The organism is Companilactobacillus jidongensis, from assembly GCF_003946575.1.
Taxonomy (GTDB): domain Bacteria; phylum Bacillota; class Bacilli; order Lactobacillales; family Lactobacillaceae; genus Companilactobacillus; species Companilactobacillus jidongensis.
Genome location: NZ_RHOP01000006.1, coordinates 119,704 through 142,572, shown reverse-complemented (window position 1 = coordinate 142,572; position 22,869 = coordinate 119,704). Strand labels below are relative to the sequence as shown.

The following is a 22,869-nucleotide window of genomic DNA, read 5'->3' as shown; positions in this document are numbered from 1 at the left end:
AATTATCATTCTCCCTAAAATAATTTTTACTTTAATAAAATAACACAAAGCAGGTGTAACATGTCTAATCTTTCTCAGGATATAATTTCCAATAGTGGAATTAAAATCTTCCAAGATAAAAAATTGTATTCGTTTAATCTAGATACTATTTTACTTTATAATTTTGCAAAAACTGTAAAAAAAGGAAAAATTGTTGATTTATGTGCCGGTAATGGTGCAATTGGACTAAGTTTGGCTTCAAAAACAAAAGCAAATATTTATTTAGTTGAACTCCAAGAACAATTATCCAAGTTGGCTCAAATGAGTGTAATTGAAAATGGATTAGAAAAACAGGTTAAAGTTATTAATACGGATATTAAAGAGATTCAGAATTATTTATTACATGATTCTATTGATGTATTAGTTTGTAATCCACCTTACTTTACTTCAAAGCAAACAACATTGACCAAAGATAATCAAGTTTTGGCAATCGCAAGACATGAGCTGAAAACAAATGTTAATGAAGTATTGTATACGATTAAGGTTCTGTTGAAGGAGAATGCTCACGCATACATTGTGTATCGGCCCGATCGATTAGGTGACTTATTCACAGGAATGTCTCAAAATCTTCTTCAAGCTAAGAGAATACGATTTGTCAGGTCGCATGCTAATGATGATGCTAACTTGGTCTTAGTCGATGCAATTAAAACAGTTAAATCAGCATCGCTTATAGTTGAACCAGATCTGATAATGTATGATGGCGATAATTTAAGTTTGGAAGGTAAAAGAATAATTGATGGAAAATAACAATTACTTCGTTTACATATTATTGTGTGCAGACAAAACATTTTATATTGGTACAACCAATGATGTATCAAAGAGAGTATCAACTCATAATGCAGGTAAGGGCGCTAAATATACCAAAGCGCGCCGACCGGTACAACTACTTTATTACGAAAATCAGCATAATAAGTCTGATGCATTAAAACGAGAAATTGAATTAAAAAAGTTTAGTCGCAAGAAAAAAGAAACTTTTTTACTTAGTGAAGGAATTAATTGGCGAGATTTCTTGATTTCGTAACGGTATTCCACTATAATATTTTCTTGTATTGAATACACACACTTAACGATTCAGTTGTTGGTGCGCTACGGCGTGTCAACTGAACACGACTTAAGTGGAGGTAAAAACCAGGAGGAATTATTTATGTCAGTTATTTCTATGAAACAACTACTTGAAGCCGGTGTACATTTTGGACACCAAACAAGACGTTGGAACCCTAAGATGAAGCCATTTATTTTTACACAAAGAAATGGTATTTACATCATTGATTTACAAAAAACAGTTCGCATGATCGACGATGCCTACAATTATATGAAGGCTGTTGCCGGTGATGACGGTATCTTCTTATTCGTTGGTACTAAGAAACAAGCACAAGATGCTATTGAAGAAGAAGCTACACGTGCTGGTCAATACTACGTTAACCATCGTTGGTTAGGTGGTACTTTGACTAACTGGAACACAATCCAAAAACGTATTAAGAGATTAAAGGATATCAAAGCAATGTCAGAAGACGGTACTTTTGAACGCCTTCCTAAGAAAGAAGTTGCTTTGCTTGAAAAACAACAAGCTAAGTTGGAGAAATTCCTTGGTGGTATCGAAGATATGCCAAGAATTCCTGATGTTATGTTCATTGTTGACCCTCACAAGGAAAACATTGCTGTTAACGAAGCTAAGAAACTTAACATTCCTATCGTAGCTATGGTTGATACAAATACAGATCCTGATGACATCGATGTTATCATCCCATCAAACGATGATGCTATCCGTGCCGTTCGCCTAATTGTTTCTAAGATGGCTGATGCTATCGTTGAAGGCAAACAAGGTGAAGAATCAGTTGCTGCTGATGATTTCGCAAAGAATGACGATGCTTCATCTGACAAGTCAATTGAAGATGTTGCTGAATCAGCTGATAATAATGGTAACGCAGAAAAATAAAAAGATAATAGTTATAAATAGAGCCATCTGAGCAAGATGGCTTTATTTATACGACTGGAGGATATTCATGGCTAAAATTACTGCTGCTCAAGTTAAAGAATTACGTGATAAGACAAGCGTTGGTATGATGGATGCTAAAAAGGCATTGGTTGCTGCTGATGGTGATATGCAAAAAGCTATCGACGAACTTCGTGAAAAGGGTATTGCTAAGGCTGCCAAGAAGAACAGCCGCATTGCTGCTGAAGGTCTAGCAGAAATCGTTATTTCTGGTAACAAAGCTGCTATCTACGAAGTAAACTCAGAAACTGACTTTGTTTCATCAAATGACAAGTTCAAAGATCTTGTTGCTAAGATCGGTAAAGCACTTGTTGAAAATGAACCAAAGACAATGGACGAAGCATTGGCACTTAAAGCTGGTGACGAAACAGTCAACGACGCTATCACTGGTTTGACAGCTGTTATTGGTGAAAAAATTACTTTGAGACGTTTCCAAATCGTTGATAAGACTGATGATCAAGTATTCGGTTCATACCTACATAATGGTGGATTGATTGCTGCACTTACACTTCTTAACGGTTCTGATGAAGAAGTCGCTAAAGACGTTGCTATGCACGTTGCTGCTATCAACCCAACATACTTGAACCGTGAAGCTGTTCCTGCTGATGTTTTGGAACATGAAAAGAAAATTTTCACTGAAGAAACAAAAGCTGAAGGCAAGCCAGAAAAGATTGTTCCAAGAATCGTTGAAGGCCGTCTAAACAAGTACTTGTCAGAAATTAGTTTGGCTGATCAAGAGTTTGTTAAGGATTCAGACATGACTGTTCAACAATATGTTGAATCAAAGAAGAGTTCATTAGTATCTTACGTTCGTTTCGAAGTCGGCGAAGGTATTGAAAAGGCTCAAGAAAACTTTGTTGACGAAGTTATGAACCAAATCAAGTAATTAATTTGTAATTTTTATAGAGGGGATCGCTTAATTCTTATGAATTAAACGGTCTTTTCTTGTATATAGGATATATTTCAGTCAATTTTTGTGTAAAATTGGCTATTAATTCAATCTACCGTAATTGATTATGTTAAAATGTTTAGTAGCAAAATTAAAGGAGAGTACTTATGCCTGATATCAAGTATAAAAGAATTATATTAAAAGTTTCCGGTGAAGCTTTGGCTGGAGATAAAGGATTTGGAATCAACCCTCCAGTTATCAAAAAAATCGCTGAACAAATTAAGAGTGTGCATGAACTTGGAGTTCAAGTTGCTATTGTCTGTGGTGGTGGTAACATTTGGCGTGGTGAAACAGGTGCTGAAATGGGAATGGATCGTGCCCAAGCAGACTACATGGGTATGATGGCCACAGTTATGAATGGTTTGGCCTTACAAGACGGTTTGGAACAATTAGATGTACCAACACGCGTACAGACTTCTATTGAAATGAGACAAGTTGCAGAGCCATACATCAGACGGAAGGCTGTTAGACATCTTGAAAAGGGACGCGTAGTTATTTTTGCTGGTGGTACTGGTAATCCATACTTCTCAACAGACACTACTTCAGTATTACGTGCTGCAGAAATCGAAGCTGATGTTATCTTGATGGCTAAGAATAACGTCGACGGTGTTTATTCAGCAGATCCTAAGAAAGACCCAAATGCTAAAAAGTATGATGAGTTGACTCAACTTGATATCATTAATAAAAACTTAGGTGTAATGGACTCAACTGCCTCATCATTATCAATGGATAATAATATTCCATTGATTGTGTTCAATTTAAATGAACCAGAAAATATTAAAAAGGTTGTTCAAGGCGAAAACATTGGAACAATCATAAAGGGTGGTAGTAATGACTGAAAATAATGCAATTTCAAAAGCTCAAGAAAACATGTCTAAATCTATCGAAGTATTAAGAAAAGAATTAGCTAATATCCGTGCCGGAAAAGCTAATGCCTCAATTCTTAATAACATCAAAGTAGAATACTATGGTACAGAAGTTCCATTGAATCAAGTTGCTTCAATCAATACTCCAGAAGCACGTGTGTTGTTGATCTCACCTTATGACAAGACATCATTGGATGCCATTGAGCATTCGATCAATTCTTCTGATCTTGGTTTGAACCCTGCTAATGATGGTGATGTAATTAGATTAGTTATTCCACAACTTACTGGTGAACGCCGTAAAGAGATTGCCAAACAAGTTGGTAAAGAAGCTGAAGAAACTCGTATTGCTGTTCGTAATGTTAGACGTGATGCTATGGATGATATTAAGAAACAAGAAAAAAAGAGTGAAATCACCGAAGATGATTTGCATGATTTAGAAAAACAAATTCAAAAAGTTACAGATAAAGCAGTAACAGATATTAATCAAATTGCTGCAGATAAAGAAAAGGAAATCACTGAAGGGTAACCTTTGGAGTGATTGTTTATGACAGAAATTAATAATAGTGAATTAAGTTCTGAATTAAGAGTTCCAGAGCATATAGCTATCATTATGGATGGTAATGGTAGATGGGCTAAACGTAGCGGTCAACCTCGTATTGCAGGTCATAAAGAAGGCATGAATAATGTCAAACGCATTGCCACTGCAGCTAGTCACATGGGCGTTAAGGTGTTGAGCCTTTACGCCTTTTCTACGGAAAACTGGAGTAGACCCAGCAAAGAAGTGAGCTTTTTAATGCGTCTTCCAGTAGATTTCTTTGGAACATTTATGCCAGACTTAATCAAAGAGAATATTAAAGTTTTAGTTACTGGATTTACTGAACATTTGCCAGAAAAAACCAAAAAAGTTGTTTTCAAAGCGATGGATGATACTAAGGATAATACCGGTATGGTGTTGAACTTTGCATTCAATTACGGTGGTCGTGCAGAAATAGTTAATGCGGCAAAAAATTTGGCAAAAGAAGCAGTTAATGGTTCAATTAGTCCAGACGACATTGATGATAAATTATTTGCGGATCAGCTATTAACTAGTCCTTTGGGAAGTTTAGCTGATCCTGATTTGTTAATCAGAACAAGTGGGGAAGAGAGAATCTCCAATTTCTTGTTGTGGCAATTGGCCTATTCAGAAATGGTCTTTGATAAGACTTACTGGCCTGATTTTACAAAAGATAATTTGGTTGAAGATATTAAAATTTTTAACGACCGGGATCGTCGATTTGGTGCGATTTAATTTGGGGGAAGATTATGAGACAACGTGTAATCACGGCTGTTATTGCTTTGGCAATCTTCATACCAATTTTACTTGCGGGTGGAATTTGGCTTGAGATTGCTGCAGCAGCATTGGCAGTTGTAGGTATATTTGAGATTTATATTATGCGAAAACGAATCATTGTTTCAATGGATTTCGTGATCACAGTTTTAGGAACACTGGCGGTAGCCGTACCATTGAACTTCTACAAGGGTTGGTTACCAGGCAGCTTTACACGCTTAGATGTATTTTATGTCTTTGCAATCTTGTTATTGATAATGACCGTGTTATCAAAGAACAAGTTTAACTTTGAGGATGTCGGTGTTTCCGTTGTATCAATGATTTATATTGGTACTGGATTCCATTATCTTGCTTCAGTTAGAAACTCTGATGGTGGTTTAGGACTATTGATGTTTGCTTTGATAGTTGTTTGGTCAACTGATATTTTTGCATATACATTCGGACGTAAAATTGGTAAGCACAAGTTGTGGCCTGCCATCAGTCCTAATAAAACTTGGGAAGGTACTATTGGTGGAGTTGTATCCGCATTAGTTCTCTCAGGTATCTATATGTACTTTGTACCACAACAATATTCAATGACATCAATGTTATTGATTGCGTTTGTTCTATCAGTATTTGGACAAATGGGTGATTTGATTGAATCAGCATATAAGAGATATTACAAGGTAAAAGATTCTGGAAATATTCTACCTGGTCATGGTGGGATTTTGGACAGATTTGACAGTATGTTAATTGTCTTACCTTTGCTACACATTTTTGGCCTAGTATAGGCGATTCGTGGAGGTAAAAATGACCGCGATAATTACATTTATTATTGTTTTTGGAATATTGGTAATTGTTCATGAATTTGGACATTACTATGCTGCAAAAAAATCTGGAATTTTAGTTCGAGAGTTTTCTGTTGGAATGGGACCCAAACTTTTTGCATATCGAAAGAATAGTACTACATACACATTGAGACTATTGCCACTAGGCGGATATGTCAGAATGGCCGGAGCACAAGAGGACGATTCTGAAATACAGCCTGGTACTATGGCCTCTTTGGTTTTGAATGATGAACAAAAAGTTAGAAAGATTATTACTTCGAGTAAGGTCTATGACGCTAATGGTGTTCCAGTTCAAATTTCCAAGGCAGACCTGGTGGATGCATTGACGATTGAAGGATATGAAAATGGTGATGAAACTGCTATTAAAACATATTCAGTAAATCACGATGCCACTATCGTTGAAGAGGACGGGACTGAAGTACAAATTGCACCACGTGATGTTCAACTTCAATCGGTGTCTGTATGGAAACGAATGATTACAAATTTTGCCGGCCCGTTCAACAACTTTATTTTGGCGATTGTTTGTGCCATTATTGCTGCATTCATGATGAATGGTGTGATCGACAATAGTAATCAATTGGGTCAAATTCAAAGTGGCAGTGTTGCTGCACAAGCTGGATTGAAGGCTAATGATAGAATTCTTGCAGTTAATGGTCACAAAACCACTGACTGGACGGATCTGTCGACGACTATCCAAAAATATCCAGGTAAAAAGACTACTTTTAAGATTCAATCAGGAAATAAAGTTTCTAATGTTACATTAACTCCGAAAACAATTAAATCATCGGGTCAAAAATATGGTCAAATTGGTATAATGCCAAAACGAGACTATAGTTTTTCGGCTAAAATAAAATATGGATTTACGTATAGCTGGCAAACAACTGTACAAATTCTACAAGTGTTAGGGAAAATGGTAACTGGTGGATTTAGTATCAATCAGTTATCTGGACCGGTTGGTATTTATTCGATGACTTCACAAGTTTCGTCACAAGGATTGTTGAGTATAATATTATTCATGTCTATGCTATCAATGAACTTAGGTATCGTTAATTTGATTCCTATTCCAGCATTAGATGGCGGGAAAATTTTACTTAATATTATTGAAGCAATTAGACGCAAGCCACTTCCAGAAGAATACGAGAATGTCATTACACTTATTGGGGTCGGCATATTAGTATTATTGATGGTTGCTGTAACTTGGAATGATATCCAACGCTTTTTCATAAAATAGGGGGATAAAAATTTGAAACAATCAAGACTGTATATTCCAACATTAAAGCAAACTCCATCAGACGCTGAGGCAGTAAGTCATCAGTTGATGTTGAGAGCTGGCTATGTAAGACAAGTTTCTGCTGGTATTTACAGTTACTTACCACTAGCTTGGTCAGTAATTCGTAAAATCGAAGACATTATTCGTAAGGAAAACGACAAAATGGACGCTGCTGAAATGCGCATGCCAGCAATCATTCCTGCGGATCTATGGAAAGAGAGTGGTCGTTATGACACATACGGTCAAACTTTATTTAAGGTTAATGACCGTCACGATAGAGAATTTATTCTCGGACCAACTCATGAAGAAACCTTTACTAGTGTTGTAAAAGAAAGTTTGAATAGTTATAAAAAACTTCCTCTAATTCTATATCAAATGCAAATGAAGTATCGTGATGAAGATCGTCCTCGCTATGGTCTTTTGCGTGGTAGAGAGTTCAATATGTATGATGCATATTCATTCACTGCTAACAAAGATCAATTGGATGTTATCTTCAATCAAATGGAGCAAGCTTACCGCAATATTTTTGATATTTGTGGTTTGAACTACCGTTCGATTATTGGTGATGCAGGTGCTATGGGTGGTACTGATTCCAAAGAATTTTCAGCTATTGCTGAAATTGGTGAAGATACTATTGCTTATTCAGATGAAAGTGATTATTCCGCTAATCTTGAAATGGCAGCAAGTAAGTTGCCTGACAATTCTGAGGCAGAACACAAAACAGCTGAATTGGTTGATACACCTGACGTACACACAATTGATACCTTAGCTTCATTACTAAAAGTTGAATCTTCAATAATTATGAAGGCTGTCGCATACATTGCAGATGAAAAGCCTATCTTAGTTATGATCCGCGGAGACTATGAAGTTAATGACGTCAAATTAAAGAACTATTTAGGTGCTGACTTCTTAAGTGAGGCTACACCTGAAGAGGTTCAAAATGTATTTAAGAGTGTGCCAGGATTCATCGGTCCTAAGGGTATCGCTGATGATGTTCAAGTATTGTATGATAGTTCGCTTGAAGGATTGACAAACTTTGTTGTTGGGCCTAACCAAGCTAACAAACACTTGATCAATGCTAATTTTGAAGATATTACAGATGAAGAACCATCATTCAGAGATTTTCGTGTTGTTAAAGAAGGAGAAATGTCACCAGATGGTCACGGTAATATTAAATTTACTCGTGGTATTGAAATTGGTCACATTTTTAAACTTGGTACAAAATTCTCTAAAGCTCTGGGTGCTAATTTCTTAGATGAAAATGGTAAATCTAATCCATTGATCATGGGATGCTACGGAATTGGTATCTCACGTCTATTGTCAGCTATCATTGAACAACATAATGATGAGAATGGGATTATTTGGCCAGTAGCCTTGGCACCATACCAGGTTCATGTTGTTCCAATTAAGTATAATGATGATGTTCAAGGTAAACTTAGTGATGAAATCGTGCAATTGCTACAAGATGAAGGCTATGATGTCTTATTAGATGATCGTAAAGAACGTCCTGGTGTTAAATTTGCAGATTCAGATTTGATGGGTATGCCAATCAGAATCACAGTCGGTAAGAAGGCTGCTGATAATATCGTTGAGTTGAAGATCAGAAGTACAGGCGAAACAATTGAAGTAAGTAAAGATGAATTAGTAAATTCAGTAAAAATATTGCTTAAGAATCAGTAATGAGGCTTAAGCCTTTTTTTATTTTTTGAAGGGTAAAATATGTCGGATAAAAGTCAACTTTTTAAAATTTTAATTAAACAGATCAAAGCAGATAATTTATTGGAATCAAATAAGTTATTTGAAACAGCAAAGTTAGATAAATTAGAGGTGCATAAAAAGTCACGTCGGTGGACGTTTTTCTTTGATTTTGATGATGTAATTCCATTCAATGATTTTCAAATATTTGTGAGTTTATTGAGAGATGGATTTGACAGTATTGCGACGGTTGATTTTAATATACATACGGAAAACACTCAGCTGATTGAAAAAAATATTCGTGATTATTGGAACTATGTTCTAGAGAACTGTGAAGAGAGATCACCAGTTGTGTCGCAATTGATTAGTCAGAACCCTCCAAAATTGGAGAATGGCCAAGTTTTTTTGACGGTTTCAAGTGGTTTTATTGCTGATTTCATGGATGGCAAATTAACTTCTAGTATACAAGATGCATATACTTCTTTAGGATTCCCTCCATTCAAAATACGTGTAGATGTAGATGAAGCTAAGGATCAAGAAAAAGCACAAGCTCTTGAAGCAGCCAAGCTTGAGGAGACGAAGCATTTTCAAGCACAAGCTCAGGAAGTAAGTCAGAAGCGTGCCAAGAAGCCAGCGGGTAATGTTGTCAAAATTGGTCGTAAGATTCCTGATGATGCTGAAGTTACACAGATGGTTGATATTACTGAAGAGGATCGGAACAAAGTTGTTGAAGGTCATATTTTTGACAAAGATGTTAAGAAACTAAAATCTGGACGTTCATTATTACTGTTAAAAGTGACAGATTACACTTCTTCATTTAGTGTGAAAAAATTCTCTAATGGTGAAGATGACGAGGCCTTCTTTGATAACTTGGATGATGGTGCATGGATCCGTGCTCGTGGTAGTGTTCAAGAAGATAACTTCTCTCGTGAACTATCGATTATGGCCAATGACATAATGGTCATCAAACATGCAGGACGCAAAGATGCTGCTGAAGAAGATAATAAACGCATTGAATTACATGCACATACCAATATGAGTCAAATGGATGCCATTCCGAGTGCTACTGATTTGATCAAACGTGCGAGCGAATGGGGGCAACCGGCAATTGCTATTACTGATCACCGTGCACTTCAAGCTTTCCCTGAAGCTTATAGTGCTGGTCAAAAGTACGGTGTAAAAATTGGTTACGGTGTTGAGGTTGATTTGGTCGACGAAGGTAACCCAATTGCTTATAACTTAAGAGATGAGGAATTGAACCCTGCGGAGTATGTCATTTTTGACGTTGAGACTACTGGATTATCGGCCGTTTACGATAGTATCATCGAACTTGCGGCTACAAAAATGAAAGATGGTGAAGTGGTCGAGTCATTTGATGAGTTTATCAATCCTCATCATTCTCTGTCAGAATTTACAACAAGTTTGACTAGTATTACAGATGATATGGTGAAAGATGCTCCAGATGAGGGAGTGATCATTCAGAAATTCATTGATTTTGTTGGCAATGATATTCTAGCAGGACATAATGTTACTTTTGATATAGGTTTCATTAATTCTGCGTTAACAAGAATGGGACATGACCGCGTGTCAGTACCAGTTATTGACACGCTGGAAATTTCACGAACATTGCATTCTGAGTATCGTAATCACAAATTGGACTCACTAGCCAAACGGTATAATATTGTTTTGGAACACCATCACAGGGCCAATGCTGATGCGGAAACAACTGGTTATTTGATGTATAAGTTGTTTGATGAAATGGAAGATAAATTTCAAATCACCAATGTGTCACAACTTAATGATCACGTAGGTGGAGAAGAAGCCTATAAACAAGCTCGTCCAAGTCATGCAATTTTAATGGCACAGACTCAAGCCGGACTCAAAAATATGTTCAAGATAGTTTCATATGGGATGACAGAATATTATTATCGTACGGCGCGTGTGCCAAGACGTTTATTGAATAAATATCGTGAAGGTATCCTCGTTGGATCTGCATGTAAAGATGGCGAAGTCTTCAATACAATGATGCAAAAGGGATATGAAGATACACGTGAAGTTGCCCAATATTATGATTATCTTGAAGTAATGCCTAAACCAGTTTATCAACACTTGCTAGATGCAAAGTTGATCAAGGATGAATCTGGATTAGAAGAAATTCTCAAGAATATTATTAAATTAGGTAAAGAATTAAATAAACCAGTTGTTGCGACTGGAGATGTACACTATCTTGATCCACATGATAAAATTTATCGCGAGATAGTTATTAAGGCAGTTAAGAGCAATATTCTTGCTCGTCAAACATTGCCAGATGTGCAATTTAGAACAACCAACGAAATGTTCGATGAATTTGATTTTCTTGATCATGACACAGAGCAAGAGATCATCGTTGATAATCCGAAAAAAATAATGGATCTAATCGATGAGATTTCTCCGGTTAAAGATAGACTTTATACTCCTAAAATGGAGGGTGCCGAAGAAGAAATTCGTAGTTTGACAATGAATAAGGCCCACGAATTATATGGTGAGGATCTTCCTGAAATTGTTCAAGAGCGAATGGACAAAGAGCTTAAAAGTATTATTGGTAATGGTTTCTCAGTTATTTATTTGATTTCACAACGTTTAGTTTATAAATCTAATAAAGATGGATACTTGGTTGGTTCCCGTGGTTCTGTTGGATCAAGTTTCGTTGCAACTATGACTGGTATTACTGAGGTTAATCCACTAGCACCACATTATCGTTGTCCTAAATGTAAGTATTCTGAGTTCTTTACTAAAGGTGAAGTTGGTTCTGGATTTGATTTACCCGATAAGAAATGTCCTAAGTGTGGAACTGAACTCAAAAAAGATGGTCAAGATATTCCTTTTGAAACCTTCTTAGGGTTCAAGGGTGATAAGGTTCCTGATATTGATTTGAACTTCTCAGGTGACTATCAACCAGTTGCACATAATTATACAAAAGTCTTGTTTGGGGAAGACCACGTGTTCCGGGCTGGTACTATCGGTACAATTGCAGATAGAACGGCGTTTGGTTATGTTAAGAATTATGAAGAATTAACTGGTCAACAATTACGTAATGCTGAAGAAGAACGTTTGGCGATGGGTTCGACAGGTGTTAAGCGAACAACCGGTCAACATCCAGCAGGTATTATCGTTGTTCCTGATTACATGGATATTTTTGATTTTACGCCGATCCAATATCCAGCGGATGATCAAAATGCAGCATGGAAGACAACCCATTTTGATTTCCATTCAATTCATGATAATATCTTAAAACTTGATATTCTGGGTCATGATGATCCGACAATGATTCGTACCTTGCAAGATTTGTCAGGTATCGATCCACTGACAATTCCAGTTGATGATCCCGAAGTTATGGAATTATTCCGTAGTACAGATTCACTTGGTGTCACTCCGGAACAGATTTTTTCTAAAACTGGTACACTTGGAGTTCCTGAATTTGGAACAAGGTTCGTTCGAGGAATGTTAGAAAAAACACATCCAACGACTTTCGCTGAATTGCTACAGATCTCAGGGCTATCGCATGGGACTGATGTTTGGTTGGGTAATGCAGAAGAGCTGATCGATGATGGTGTTGTTACTCTGAAGGAAGTTATTGGTTGTCGTGATAATATCATGATGGATTTGATTCACTGGGGTATGAAATCACAAACAGCTTTCCAAATCATGGAGCATGTTCGTAAAGGACGTGGTATTCCAGATGAGTGGCAACAAGATATGAAGGATGCCGATGTGCCTGATTGGTACATCAAGTCGTGTTTGAAGATCAAGTATATGTTCCCTAAGGCTCATGCGACGGCATATATTTTGATGGCTTTGCGAATCGCTTACTTCAAGGTTCATTATCCATTGTATTATTACAGTGCATACTTTTCAGTTCGTGCTGATGACTTTGATCTTGTATCCATGACGACTGGCAAAGATGCGGTTAAGAATTCAATGAAAGAAATTAATGATAAAGGTATGGATGCCTCGACTAAAGAAAAAAATTTATTGACAGTTTTAGAGCTTGCCAATGAATGTTTGGAAAGAGGCTTCAAGATCAAAATGGTCGATCTTGAAAAATCTGACGCATTTGAATTTAAGATAGTTGATGACAAAACATTGTTAGCACCATTCAATGCTATTCCAGGCCTTGGTGACAACGTTGCTAAGCAGATCGTTGCTGCACGTGAAGAACAACCATTCTTATCCAAAGAAGACCTGTCGACACGTGGTAAAGTATCAAAAACTATCATTGAATATATGACACAAAATCATGCTTTAGACGGGATGCCCGATGAAAATCAGCTCTCTCTCTTTTAATGTCAAGCGTTAGAGGTTGATTTAATTGTTAATATATGTTAAATTACCTATTAGTTAATTATAGATTAATGAGTGAGCAGAAATGCTCACTCTTTTTATTGCCGATTACTTTGGAGGAGTATTTTTGAATACACAAATTGATGAATTAAAAGCCATCTTACAGCCGATTTTGGACAAACATGAATTTTTTCTTGTAAATTTAGAATTCGTTCACGAACGTGGGGATTGGTATTTACGAGTATATGCTGATAAGAAGGGTGGAATCAGTATTGATGATTGTGCTGTTATCAGTGAAGAGTATGGTGAAAAATTGGATGAATTAGATCCAATCGATCCTGCTTACTACTTAGAAGTATCTTCACCTGGTGCAGAACGTCCATTGGAAAATGACGAAAGTCTTTCCAACTATGAAGGTGCGTATATTAATGTTTCTCTGTACCAAAAACAAGACGGCGACAAAGTTTTCGAAGGTACAATGACTGAAGTAACTGATTCACAAATAACTTTAATAATAAAAGTGAAGAATCTTAAAAAGACAATCGTTATCCAACGAGATAAGATTGCTAAGATTCGACTCGCAATTGAATTCTAGAGAACGTCTAAGAACTCATTTAAGGAGAATAGCATGAGTAAAGAAATGGTTGACGCACTTGATGCGTTGGAAACTGAAAAAGGTATCAAAAAAGAATATGTTATTGAGTCACTAGAAGCCGCACTAGTTGCAGCTTACAAACGCAACTACAATCAAGCTCAAAACGTTGAGGTTGAATTTGACCAAAAAAAGGGTAATATACATGTTTATGCAGTCAAAGAAGTGGTTGAAGAAGTAGTTGATGAACGATTAGAAATTTCATTAGAAGATGCAATGAAGAAGAGCAAAGGTTATGAACTCGGTGATCACGTTCGTGAAGAGGTAACTCCTAAGGATTTCGGTAGAATTGCTGCGCAAACTGCTAAACAAGTAATTATGCAACGTGTTCGTGAAGCAGAACGTGATATCATTTATAGTGAATACAGTCAATACGAGCATGAAATCATTCAAGGTATTGTTGAACGTAGTGATAGTAGATTTGTATACATTAACTTTGGTAAGATTGAGGCAGTTATGGCTAAGTCTGACCAAATGCCAGGTGAAACTTACAATTCACGTGATAGAATTCGTGTGTATGTTACAAAAGTTGAAAATGCTACTAAGGGACCTCAAGTCTTCGTATCTAGAACTGATCCAGGTCTAGTAAAAAGATTATTTGAACAAGAGGTTCCAGAAATATATGATGGAACAGTAGAAATTGTTTCAATTGCCCGTGAGGCTGGAGACAGAACTAAGATTGCTGTTAAATCTGATAACCCAGATATTGACCCAGTTGGTACTTGTGTCGGTCCTAAAGGTTCTCGTGTTCAAGCTGTTGTTGATGAGTTAAACGGTGAAAACATTGATGTTGTTCCTTATGTTGACGATCCAATTGACTTCATTGCTAATGCATTGAATCCAGCAGAGGTGATTGCTGTTCAATTCGATGATACTGACAAGAAACAATGTATTGTAATTGTTCCCGACTATCATTTATCACTAGCAATCGGTAAAAAGGGTCAAAATGCACGTTTGGCTGCTAAGCTAACAGGATACAAAATCGACATTAAACCAGAATCACAAGTTGAATTTGTGGATGCAAACGACCAAGATGTAGCTATAGATGATATTGACAAGAAATTAGACGAGGAATCTAATGCAGATGTCAAATCTGATACAGAAGCAACTTCAGAATCTGACACTGATACAAATACAGATCCTGATACTGATTCAAAAGATTAAGGGGGTGATGGGTTTGGCAACGCGTAAGATACCCATGAGAAAAGATGTTCTAACCAATCAAATGTTTCCTAAAAGAGAATTAGTTAGAATTGTAAGAGATAAAGAAGGTACTATTTCGATTGATCCAACAGGTAAAAAATCCGGACGTGGTGCTTATGTTGGGCTAGATCCTGACGCCATTAAGGAAGCAAAGTCTAAAAAAACTTTGGAGAAGGTATTTTCACATGCAGTTCCAGAGGATTTTTATGATGAACTATTCGACTTTGTTGATCATCAAAAAGCCAGAATGGATCTATTCGGTGATTTAGGTAAGAAACATTGAAAAAGTCATTTTTAGATTTTTTAGGTATAGCTTTACGTGCCGGAAAAATGATTAGTGGTACAGAGTTAACCATGCAAGGAATTAGAAACCAAAGTGTTAAATTAGTAATAATGGCAAGTGATTGTAGTGATCGTACTAAAAAGGATTTGACTAATAAGACAAATTCTTATGATGTAGTGTTGATTGATAATTTCACCAGTCAAGAACTAAAAGATGCAATCGGTAAGGAACGAAAAGTTATCGGTATTACGGATCTTGGAATTGCTAGAAGGTTAATTGAAATTATGGAAAATTAAGGAGAGTGATAGGATGGCCAAAAAACGAATTTATACTATTGCAAAAGAAAATAGTGTTGAAAACCAGGTTGTATTAGATGCCGCTGCCAAACTAGGTATCGATGTAAAAAATCACATGTCATCAGTAGATGAAAATAGTGAAAAGAAGATTGTAGGTAGTCTTAAGGGTGGTAAACCAGCTGCTAAATCAGTACAAAGACCAGCCACAAAGCCTGCTACAAACGCAACTTCAAATAATACATCAAACAATGCTCCAAAAGAAAAGTCTAATGAAAACCACCAACAAAATGGTGATCAAAAGACTAAAATAAAGATTACTGCTGTAAGAAGAGATCCAAATAAGAATAAGGGTCACTTCGATCATAACCGCAACAATAGTAATGGTAACGGCAACAGTAATTATCGTGGAAATAATAACAATAATAATCATAACGGTAATCGTCCTAATACTTCTAACTCAAACAATAGAAGTAATACCAACAGTACCAATAATACTAACGGTAACCGTAATGCAAATAATAACGGGAACAGTCGTCCAAACGATAATCGAAACAATCCGAACAATCGTAATAATAACGGCAACAGAAATAATTCCCAAAATCGTGATCGTCGTAACAATGGCAGTGTTAGACGTGATCGTCCACAATCACAACAAGCACCAAGACCTGTACAACAAAGTGCTGGTAACAAGTATCTAGAACAATTCAAGACAAATATCCAAGAAGCAAGTCGTTCAACTAACCGTCCTAGAACTAACAACCATAATAACCGTAATGGTAACAATGCCAGTCGTCCAAGCGACAATCGCAATAATAATAACCATAATAATGCTAACCGTAATAGCAATAGCAACAATACCAACCGTCCTAATAACAATCGTTTCAATAATAACAACAGTAATAACAATAACAATAGCAATAACAGAAACAATAATAATAACAATTCAAGAAGACCTGTAGCTTCTGATAACAAGGCTAAAGAAACTCAAAAGACAGCTGTATCACCAGCAAGTGTTGAAGTTCCAAAGCCAGAATACAAGAAGAGCAAGCCAACCAATAACAATCGTAACTTTGGTCATAAGACAAACTTGGCTAATCCTTTCGGAACTCGTAAGAAGAAGAAGGAAAGAAAGAGACAACAACGTCAAAGAACTGAACCAAAGAAGCCAATGCCACAAAGAAAAGATCGTCCATTACCAGAAACACTTAATTATACAGTTGGTATGAACGCTCAAGATATTGGTAAGTTGATTCACCGTGAACCAGCTGAAATTGTTAAGAAGTTGTTCATGCTTGGTATTATGATCAACCAAAACCAATCATTGGATAAAGACGCAATCGAGTTGTTAGCAACTGATTACGGTATTAATGCAGAAGAAAAAGTTCAAGAAGATATTGCTGATATCGATCAATACTTTGATGCTGAAACAACTAACAAAGAGAACTTAGTACCACGTCCTCCAGTTGTTACTATCATGGGACACGTTGATCATGGTAAAACAACATTGCTTGATCACTTGAGACATACTCACGTTACAGCCGGTGAAGCTGGTGGTATCACTCAACATATCGGTGCTTATCAAGTAAGATTAAACGATCGTTTGATCACATTCCTTGATACTCCAGGACATGCTGCCTTTACAAATATGCGTGCTCGTGGTGCTGATATTACTGATATCGTTATCCTAGTTGTTGCTGCTGATGATGGTGTTATGCCACAGACTATTGAAGCTATCAACCATGCTAAAGCTGCTAATGATCCAATCATCGTTGCAGTTAATAAGATCGATAAAGCAGGTGCCAATCCACAACATGTTATCGAACAATTGATGGAATATGAACTTGTTCCCGAAGATTATGGTGGGGATACTATCTTTGTTAATATTTCTGCCAAAGTCGGAACAAACATTGATCAATTGCTAGAAATGGTTCTTCTACAAGCTGATGTGATGGAATTGAAAGCAAATCCTGAACAAAAAGCCGTTGGTACTGTTATTGAAGCTAAGCTTGATAAGGGACGTGGACCGGTTGCATCACTATTGGTACAACAAGGTACACTTCATGTCGGAGATCCAATCGTTGTTGGTAATACATATGGTCGTGTTAGAACGATGACAAACTATAACGGTAAAGAGGTTACTAAGGCATTGCCTTCTCAACCAATTGAAGTTACTGGTTTGAATGATGTTCCTGAATCAGCCGATAAGTTCGTTGTCTTCGATGATGAGAAGACAGCTCGTGCAGCTGGTGAAGAACGTGCAAGTCGTGCTCTTCAAATCGAACGTCAGAATACTAACCCTGTAACACTTGATAACTTATTTGAAACAATGAAAGAGGGAGAACTTAAGACTGTCGACGTTATTATCAAAGCCGATGTTCAAGGTTCTGCTGAAGCCATTGCTGGAAGTTTGAAGAAGATCGAAGTTGAGGGTGTTCGTGTTAATATTATTCATCAAGCCGTTGGTGCTATTACTGAAAGTGATGTTAACCTTGCTTCAGCAAGTAATGCTATCATTATCGGATTTAATGTTCGTCCAACTGCGCAAGCTCGTATTCAAGCTAAAGATGAAAATGTTGATATTCGTCTACACAGAGTTATCTATAAGGCTATTGATGAAATTGAAGCCGCTATGAAGGGTATGCTAGAACCAGTTTATGAAGAAAAAATCACAGGTAATCTTACTGTTCGTGAAACATATAATGTTTCTAAGATCGGTACAATTGCTGGATGTATCGTAAATACTGGTAGCATCACTCGTGAAAGTGGAGTTCGTTTGATTAGAGACGGTATTGTTGTCTATGAAGGTAAACTTGCCTCACTTAAACGTTTCAAGGACGACGTCAAAGAAGTTAAGTCAGGGTTCGAATGTGGTATCACAATCGAAAACTACAATGACATCAAGATTGGCGACGAAGTTGAAGCCTATGTGATGGAAGAAGTTCCAGTCAAATAGGAGATGATAGTATGGTAAAACATCGAATCGGTCGTGTAGAACAAGAGATTCAAAAAGAAGTAAATGATATTCTACTAAAACGTGTTCGTGATCCACGTGTACAAGGCGTTACAGTTACTGGCGTTGAGATGACGGGTGACTTACAATCCGCTACGATCTATTACAGTATCTTATCTGAGAAAGACGCAGATATTGAGAATACTCAAGCAGGATTAGATAAGGCTAAGGGACTTATTCGTAAAGAATTAGCTCCAAGACTGACATTGTATAAGATTCCAGAACTCGAATTTAAACAAGATAAATCCATTCAATATGGAGAAAAAATCGATCGTTTAATCGCTAAAATGCACCAAGATGAAGCGAATAAATAAGATAAATTAAGACTCAGCAAATTCTGCTGAGTCTTTTTTTGGCCGTCTTTTAAAAAATGAATGCTATTATTTTTAATAACTAGTAAAATAGTTCTTGATATGGTTTGAAATTAATAATTTTGATGAATCGGGAGATAGTAATGAATGGAGTAATTCCCCTAAATAAAGAAGTTGGAATGACAAGTTCTGATTATGTATATAAATTAAGAAAAGTATTGCACACACGAAAAATTGGGCACACGGGTACGCTAGACCCATTAGTAGATGGTGTCTTACCAATCTGTGTTGGACAATCTACTAAGCTAGTTAATCGTTTGACAGGTTCTCCAAAGGAATATGAAGGCGAGATTACGCTTGGTCGTTCAACGACTACTGAAGATCGTGAAGGCGATACTGTAAAAGAAGTGAATTTGAAGGATGCATTCACTGATGATATTTTGAGAGATAATTTCAAAAAGATGATCGGTGATTTAACACAAATTCCACCAATGTATTCAGCTGTTAGAGTTAATGGAAAAAAACTGTATGAATATGCTCGTGCTGGAATCGAAGTTGAAAGGCCAGAACGACATATCCATATTTATGATTTTTATATGATGGGTGAACCAGAATTTGACGTTGAGTCTGGAAAACAAAAGTTGAAATTTCATGTCAAATGTTCCAAAGGTACTTATGTTAGAACATTAGCAGTGGAGTTTGGTGAACTACTTGGTGTGCCTTCGTTTATGTCTCAGTTAACGAGAACTAAGAGTGCAGGATTCAGTATTGATGAAACATACAAACTATCTGATATTGAAAGAATGATGGCAGAGAATAATCACGAATTCTTGCGTTCAACCGATGATGTCTTGTCAGATATGCAAGCACATGAGCTGACTGATGATGAATGGGAAGTTCGCGTCTTGCATGGTGGTTTCTTGGATCTTACAGGATATGATGAAAGTGATATGATGCGCGTTACTCGTAATCACGTGACTAAGGCAATTTATAAGTTTAATAAGGAAAGACAATTGTGGATACCGGAGACAATGCTTTTGAATAATGATTAAGGGGATGAACTGATGAAAATTGTTAATGTAAAGCATCCGTTGAGGGACAGTCAAATACCTGAATCAGACATTGTTTTGATTATGGGCTTTTTCGATGGTGTTCATCGAGGCCATCGAAAGGTTATTCAACGTGGTGTTGATTTGGCACATGAAAAAGGTTTGAAATCGGTTCTTATGACGTTTGATCGGTCTCCTCGTGAAATATACCAACATGAAGAAAATTATAAGTATATTTCAACGATGGCTCGTAAGGCTGAACTTGTTGAGAAATTAGGAGTGGATTATTTATACTTCATTGAATTTACAACTGATTTTGCTAGTTTAGCACCACAGGACTTTGTTGATGAGTATATGGTACGAATGCGAAGCAAGTACATAGTTGCTGGATTTGATTATACATATGGTAAAAAGGATATTGCTAATATGCAGACACTGCCAGAATACAGCAGGGGTCGGTTCGAAGTAGTGACTGTACCGGAACAAACCATTAATGGTGATAAGATTGGTTCTAGTACGATTAAGAAACTTGTTTTGGGTGATCAAGTCGATATGGCCAATACGTATCTTGGTTATAACTATCAGAATCAGGGACAGGTTGTACATGGCTTGCAGAGAGGGCGTACGCTTGGATACCCAACTGCCAATGTAGTTACTAGCAATAACCAATTAAAGCCTTCCATCGGCGTATATGTGACTCGTATCGAGATAGATGGTAAGTGGTATCCATCTATGACTTCAGTCGGTTATAACGTTACTTTCAAAGAGGATACAGGTGTAACGATTGAATGTAATATTTTCGACTTTGATCAAGATATTTATGGTAAAGACGTTCGTGTCGAATGGTTACATTATTTACGTGGTGAAGTGAAGTTTGACAGTGCCAAGGGATTGGTAGAACAACTTCACAAGGACAAGCTGGATGCACTCGATTATTTCAAAGAACATTAAGATCAGCAGGTTTAGTAGACCTGCTTTTTTCTTTGTGTAAATTTTAAATTTTATGAGTCTCACCACTTGACACTATAAGGATAGATTGTTATATTTTACATTGTTAGCACTCCAATATGAATAGTGCTAAAAGGAGGACGGTATAATGTTATCGGAACGTCAAGATACTATCTTGAGAGAAGTCGTGCGCATTTTCACAGATACCGGCCAGCCGGTTGGTTCAAAAACATTGATGAATGCATTGCCATTTAACGTTAGTTCAGCGACTATCAGAAATGAAATGGCTATGCTAGAAGAAATAGGCTATCTAGAGAAGACTCATTTATCTTCTGGGCGTATTCCTTCGGCAATGGGATATCGTTATTATTTAGATAATTTGGTACAACCAACTACCGTACCGCAAGATATCGCAAAGAGAATCGACGAGGATTTTGGTCAAACTTATCATCAGATCGATGATATCATTGAACAATCGGCGAAAATCTTATCTCATCTAACTAGTTATACAGCAATCACATTAGGACCAGAGAGCAGTTCAATTCTGCTAACAGGATTTAGAATCGTACCTTTGAATCCACGTCAAATTATGGCGATCATCGTCACGAGTGACAATAATGTTGAGAGTAACATTTATACAATTGATGAAAACTTTGATACAGAGTTAATCGAAAAAATTGTAAGAGTTGTTAATGATAAGTTAGTCGGTCAGCCATTGCCAATCGTTTTAAAAATGCTTCACAATGACATACCTGCTATTTTGTCGGAATACATGTATTCAAACAACGGACTGATGGACATGATAGATCAATTATTCAAAAAAGCCGGATCAGAAAAGTATTTCGTTGATGGTCAACTTAATTTGTTGAATTATGCGAATAATGAAGATCTGTCAGATGTTCAATCGTTATTCTCAATTATTAATCAAAGTACAGATTTGAAAAAACTACTTGATCCAAGTGATACTGACGACGGCATTCGTGTTCGTCTGGGTAGTGAGTTAGGATCTGATGCATTGAAGAACTACAGTATTATCACTGCTAACTATGATGTTGGTCATCATGGTAAGGGAGTGATAGCACTGCTAGGTCCAACAACAATGCATTACTCACAATTAATTGGTTTACTTGGCGAATTTAGACAAGAACTGGCTAAGCGCCTGATCGACTATTATTCACGGTATGATGATTCTTGATATTTAGGAGGAAGTAATGGCAGATAAAGAGAAACAAGAAGATTTAAAATCTTCTAGTGAACAAACAAAAGAAGCACCTAAGTCAGAGGCAAAGAAAGAAGCCAAAGATGTTAAAAAGGATGCTGAAAAAGTAACCAAGATCGATCCGAAGGATGTAAAAATCAAGGATCTTGAGGCTAAGAATTCAGAGCTAGAAGATAGGTTTTTGAGAAGCCAAGCTGAAATTCAAAATATGAATAATCGTCATAAGAAGGAAGTTGCTGGAATTCTTAAGTATGATGGTCAAAAGTTGGCTACAGAAATTCTTCCAGTTATTGACAACTTGGAACGAGCTTTGGCAGTTGAAGTCAGCGATGATGCTGGCAAGCAACTAAAGAAGGGTATCGAAATGGTTCAACAACATATGGTTAAGGCTCTGACTGATAATCATGTCACGATTATTGATAATGCTGGTGATAAATTTGATCCAGCTGACAGTCAAGCTGTTCAAACTATTCCTGCTGACAAAGACCATGCTAAGGATACCGTGGTTCAAGTTTTACAAAAGGGCTACAAACTAGAAGATCGTGTTCTACGTCCAGCAATGGTCGTTGTAGCTCAATAGTTTTTTATAATTAAGTTAATTAAATAATATTA

21 protein-coding genes are annotated in these 22,869 nt (G+C 36.8%); all 21 read left to right on the top strand.

Annotated features, from left to right (window positions below; genetic code table 11):
- The first annotated feature begins 60 nt into the window (after positions 1 to 60).
- The 21 genes from EKM68_RS05540 to grpE all read left to right on the top strand — a co-directional run bounded on the left by EKM68_RS05540 (position 61) and on the right by grpE (position 22,837).
- A complete protein-coding gene (locus EKM68_RS05540; protein ID WP_125588671.1) occupies positions 61 to 786 on the top strand; it encodes a tRNA1(Val) (adenine(37)-N6)-methyltransferase in 726 nt (241 codons plus the stop codon).
- Positions 776 to 1,060, top strand: coding sequence for a GIY-YIG nuclease family protein (locus EKM68_RS05535; protein ID WP_125588670.1), 285 nt, complete (start codon positions 776 to 778; stop codon positions 1,058 to 1,060). Before EKM68_RS05540 ends, EKM68_RS05535 begins: the two co-directional genes overlap by 11 nt.
- Positions 1,061 to 1,183: 123 nt before the next feature.
- A complete protein-coding gene (gene rpsB, locus EKM68_RS05530; protein WP_125588669.1) occupies positions 1,184 to 1,975 on the top strand; it encodes a 30S ribosomal protein S2 in 792 nt (263 codons plus the stop codon).
- A gap of 67 nt (positions 1,976 to 2,042) precedes the next feature.
- Positions 2,043 to 2,918, top strand: coding sequence for a translation elongation factor Ts (gene tsf / locus EKM68_RS05525; protein WP_125588668.1), 876 nt, complete (start codon positions 2,043 to 2,045; stop codon positions 2,916 to 2,918).
- Positions 2,919 to 3,088: 170 nt separating this feature from the next.
- Positions 3,089 to 3,820 (top strand): UMP kinase, encoded by a 732-nt coding sequence (gene pyrH, locus EKM68_RS05520; RefSeq protein ID WP_125588667.1) that lies wholly within the window; start codon positions 3,089 to 3,091, stop codon positions 3,818 to 3,820.
- The gene (frr, locus tag EKM68_RS05515; RefSeq protein ID WP_125588666.1) at positions 3,813 to 4,373 is read left to right on the top strand and encodes a ribosome recycling factor; all 561 of its coding nucleotides are present in this window, start codon (positions 3,813 to 3,815) and stop codon (positions 4,371 to 4,373) included. The genes pyrH and frr overlap by 8 nt, the downstream gene beginning before the upstream one ends.
- A gap of 18 nt (positions 4,374 to 4,391) precedes the next feature.
- Positions 4,392 to 5,135, top strand: a complete 744-nt coding sequence (locus tag EKM68_RS05510; protein ID WP_025024073.1) for an isoprenyl transferase — start codon at positions 4,392 to 4,394, stop codon at positions 5,133 to 5,135.
- A 14-nt stretch (positions 5,136 to 5,149) separates the two neighbouring features.
- A complete protein-coding gene (locus EKM68_RS05505; RefSeq protein WP_125588665.1) occupies positions 5,150 to 5,944 on the top strand; it encodes a phosphatidate cytidylyltransferase in 795 nt (264 codons plus the stop codon).
- A gap of 19 nt (positions 5,945 to 5,963) precedes the next feature.
- Positions 5,964 to 7,232, top strand: coding sequence for an RIP metalloprotease RseP (rseP, locus tag EKM68_RS05500; RefSeq protein ID WP_125588664.1), 1,269 nt, complete (start codon positions 5,964 to 5,966; stop codon positions 7,230 to 7,232).
- Positions 7,233 to 7,244: 12 nt separating this feature from the next.
- Positions 7,245 to 8,951, top strand: a complete 1,707-nt coding sequence (locus EKM68_RS05495) for a proline--tRNA ligase (protein ID WP_125588663.1) — start codon at positions 7,245 to 7,247, stop codon at positions 8,949 to 8,951.
- Positions 8,952 to 8,990: 39 nt separating this feature from the next.
- The gene (locus EKM68_RS05490) at positions 8,991 to 13,289 is read left to right on the top strand and encodes a PolC-type DNA polymerase III (protein WP_125588662.1); all 4,299 of its coding nucleotides are present in this window, start codon (positions 8,991 to 8,993) and stop codon (positions 13,287 to 13,289) included.
- A gap of 124 nt (positions 13,290 to 13,413) precedes the next feature.
- Positions 13,414 to 13,881, top strand: coding sequence for a ribosome maturation factor RimP (gene rimP, locus EKM68_RS05485; protein WP_125588661.1), 468 nt, complete (start codon positions 13,414 to 13,416; stop codon positions 13,879 to 13,881).
- A gap of 33 nt (positions 13,882 to 13,914) precedes the next feature.
- Positions 13,915 to 15,102 (top strand): transcription termination factor NusA, encoded by a 1,188-nt coding sequence (nusA, locus tag EKM68_RS05480; protein WP_125588660.1) that lies wholly within the window; start codon positions 13,915 to 13,917, stop codon positions 15,100 to 15,102.
- A 13-nt stretch (positions 15,103 to 15,115) separates the two neighbouring features.
- Positions 15,116 to 15,424 carry an RNase P modulator RnpM gene (gene rnpM, locus EKM68_RS05475; protein WP_164509365.1) on the top strand — a complete coding sequence of 103 codons (309 nt, stop codon included), beginning with the start codon at positions 15,116 to 15,118 and terminating at the stop codon, positions 15,422 to 15,424.
- Positions 15,421 to 15,720, top strand: a complete 300-nt coding sequence (locus EKM68_RS05470; RefSeq protein WP_125588659.1) for a L7Ae/L30e/S12e/Gadd45 family ribosomal protein — start codon at positions 15,421 to 15,423, stop codon at positions 15,718 to 15,720. The genes rnpM and EKM68_RS05470 overlap by 4 nt, the downstream gene beginning before the upstream one ends.
- A 13-nt stretch (positions 15,721 to 15,733) precedes the next feature.
- Positions 15,734 to 18,673 carry a translation initiation factor IF-2 gene (infB, locus tag EKM68_RS05465; RefSeq protein ID WP_125588658.1) on the top strand — a complete coding sequence of 980 codons (2,940 nt, stop codon included), beginning with the start codon at positions 15,734 to 15,736 and terminating at the stop codon, positions 18,671 to 18,673.
- Between the two features lie 11 nt (positions 18,674 to 18,684).
- Positions 18,685 to 19,044, top strand: a complete 360-nt coding sequence (rbfA, locus tag EKM68_RS05460) for a 30S ribosome-binding factor RbfA (protein WP_125588657.1) — start codon at positions 18,685 to 18,687, stop codon at positions 19,042 to 19,044.
- A gap of 140 nt (positions 19,045 to 19,184) precedes the next feature.
- Positions 19,185 to 20,093, top strand: coding sequence for a tRNA pseudouridine(55) synthase TruB (gene truB / locus EKM68_RS05455; protein WP_125588656.1), 909 nt, complete (start codon positions 19,185 to 19,187; stop codon positions 20,091 to 20,093).
- Positions 20,094 to 20,105: 12 nt separating this feature from the next.
- On the top strand, positions 20,106 to 21,041 hold the full coding sequence (ribF, locus tag EKM68_RS05450) for a riboflavin biosynthesis protein RibF (protein WP_125588655.1): 936 nt from the start codon (positions 20,106 to 20,108) through the stop codon (positions 21,039 to 21,041).
- A 145-nt stretch (positions 21,042 to 21,186) separates the two neighbouring features.
- Positions 21,187 to 22,233, top strand: coding sequence for a heat-inducible transcriptional repressor HrcA (gene hrcA / locus EKM68_RS05445; protein ID WP_125588654.1), 1,047 nt, complete (start codon positions 21,187 to 21,189; stop codon positions 22,231 to 22,233).
- A 16-nt stretch (positions 22,234 to 22,249) separates the two neighbouring features.
- A complete protein-coding gene (gene grpE / locus EKM68_RS05440; RefSeq protein WP_125588653.1) occupies positions 22,250 to 22,837 on the top strand; it encodes a nucleotide exchange factor GrpE in 588 nt (195 codons plus the stop codon).
- Positions 22,838 to 22,869: the final 32 nt, after the last annotated feature.

Coding starts and splice junctions, on each gene's coding strand:
- pyrH (WP_125588667.1), top strand. CDS start 3,089: ATGCCTGATATCAAGTATAAAAGAATTATATTAAAAGTTTCCGGTGAA.
- infB (WP_125588658.1), top strand. CDS start 15,734: ATGGCCAAAAAACGAATTTATACTATTGCAAAAGAAAATAGTGTTGAA.
- rpsB (WP_125588669.1), top strand. CDS start 1,184: ATGTCAGTTATTTCTATGAAACAACTACTTGAAGCCGGTGTACATTTT.
- hrcA (WP_125588654.1), top strand. CDS start 21,187: ATGTTATCGGAACGTCAAGATACTATCTTGAGAGAAGTCGTGCGCATT.
- rseP (WP_125588664.1), top strand. CDS start 5,964: ATGACCGCGATAATTACATTTATTATTGTTTTTGGAATATTGGTAATT.
- grpE (WP_125588653.1), top strand. CDS start 22,250: ATGGCAGATAAAGAGAAACAAGAAGATTTAAAATCTTCTAGTGAACAA.
- EKM68_RS05535 (WP_125588670.1), top strand. CDS start 776: ATGGAAAATAACAATTACTTCGTTTACATATTATTGTGTGCAGACAAA.
- truB (WP_125588656.1), top strand. CDS start 19,185: ATGAATGGAGTAATTCCCCTAAATAAAGAAGTTGGAATGACAAGTTCT.
- EKM68_RS05510 (WP_025024073.1), top strand. CDS start 4,392: ATGACAGAAATTAATAATAGTGAATTAAGTTCTGAATTAAGAGTTCCA.
- tsf (WP_125588668.1), top strand. CDS start 2,043: ATGGCTAAAATTACTGCTGCTCAAGTTAAAGAATTACGTGATAAGACA.
- frr (WP_125588666.1), top strand. CDS start 3,813: ATGACTGAAAATAATGCAATTTCAAAAGCTCAAGAAAACATGTCTAAA.
- EKM68_RS05490 (WP_125588662.1), top strand. CDS start 8,991: ATGTCGGATAAAAGTCAACTTTTTAAAATTTTAATTAAACAGATCAAA.
- ribF (WP_125588655.1), top strand. CDS start 20,106: ATGAAAATTGTTAATGTAAAGCATCCGTTGAGGGACAGTCAAATACCT.
- EKM68_RS05505 (WP_125588665.1), top strand. CDS start 5,150: ATGAGACAACGTGTAATCACGGCTGTTATTGCTTTGGCAATCTTCATA.
- EKM68_RS05540 (WP_125588671.1), top strand. CDS start 61: ATGTCTAATCTTTCTCAGGATATAATTTCCAATAGTGGAATTAAAATC.
- nusA (WP_125588660.1), top strand. CDS start 13,915: ATGAGTAAAGAAATGGTTGACGCACTTGATGCGTTGGAAACTGAAAAA.
- rbfA (WP_125588657.1), top strand. CDS start 18,685: ATGGTAAAACATCGAATCGGTCGTGTAGAACAAGAGATTCAAAAAGAA.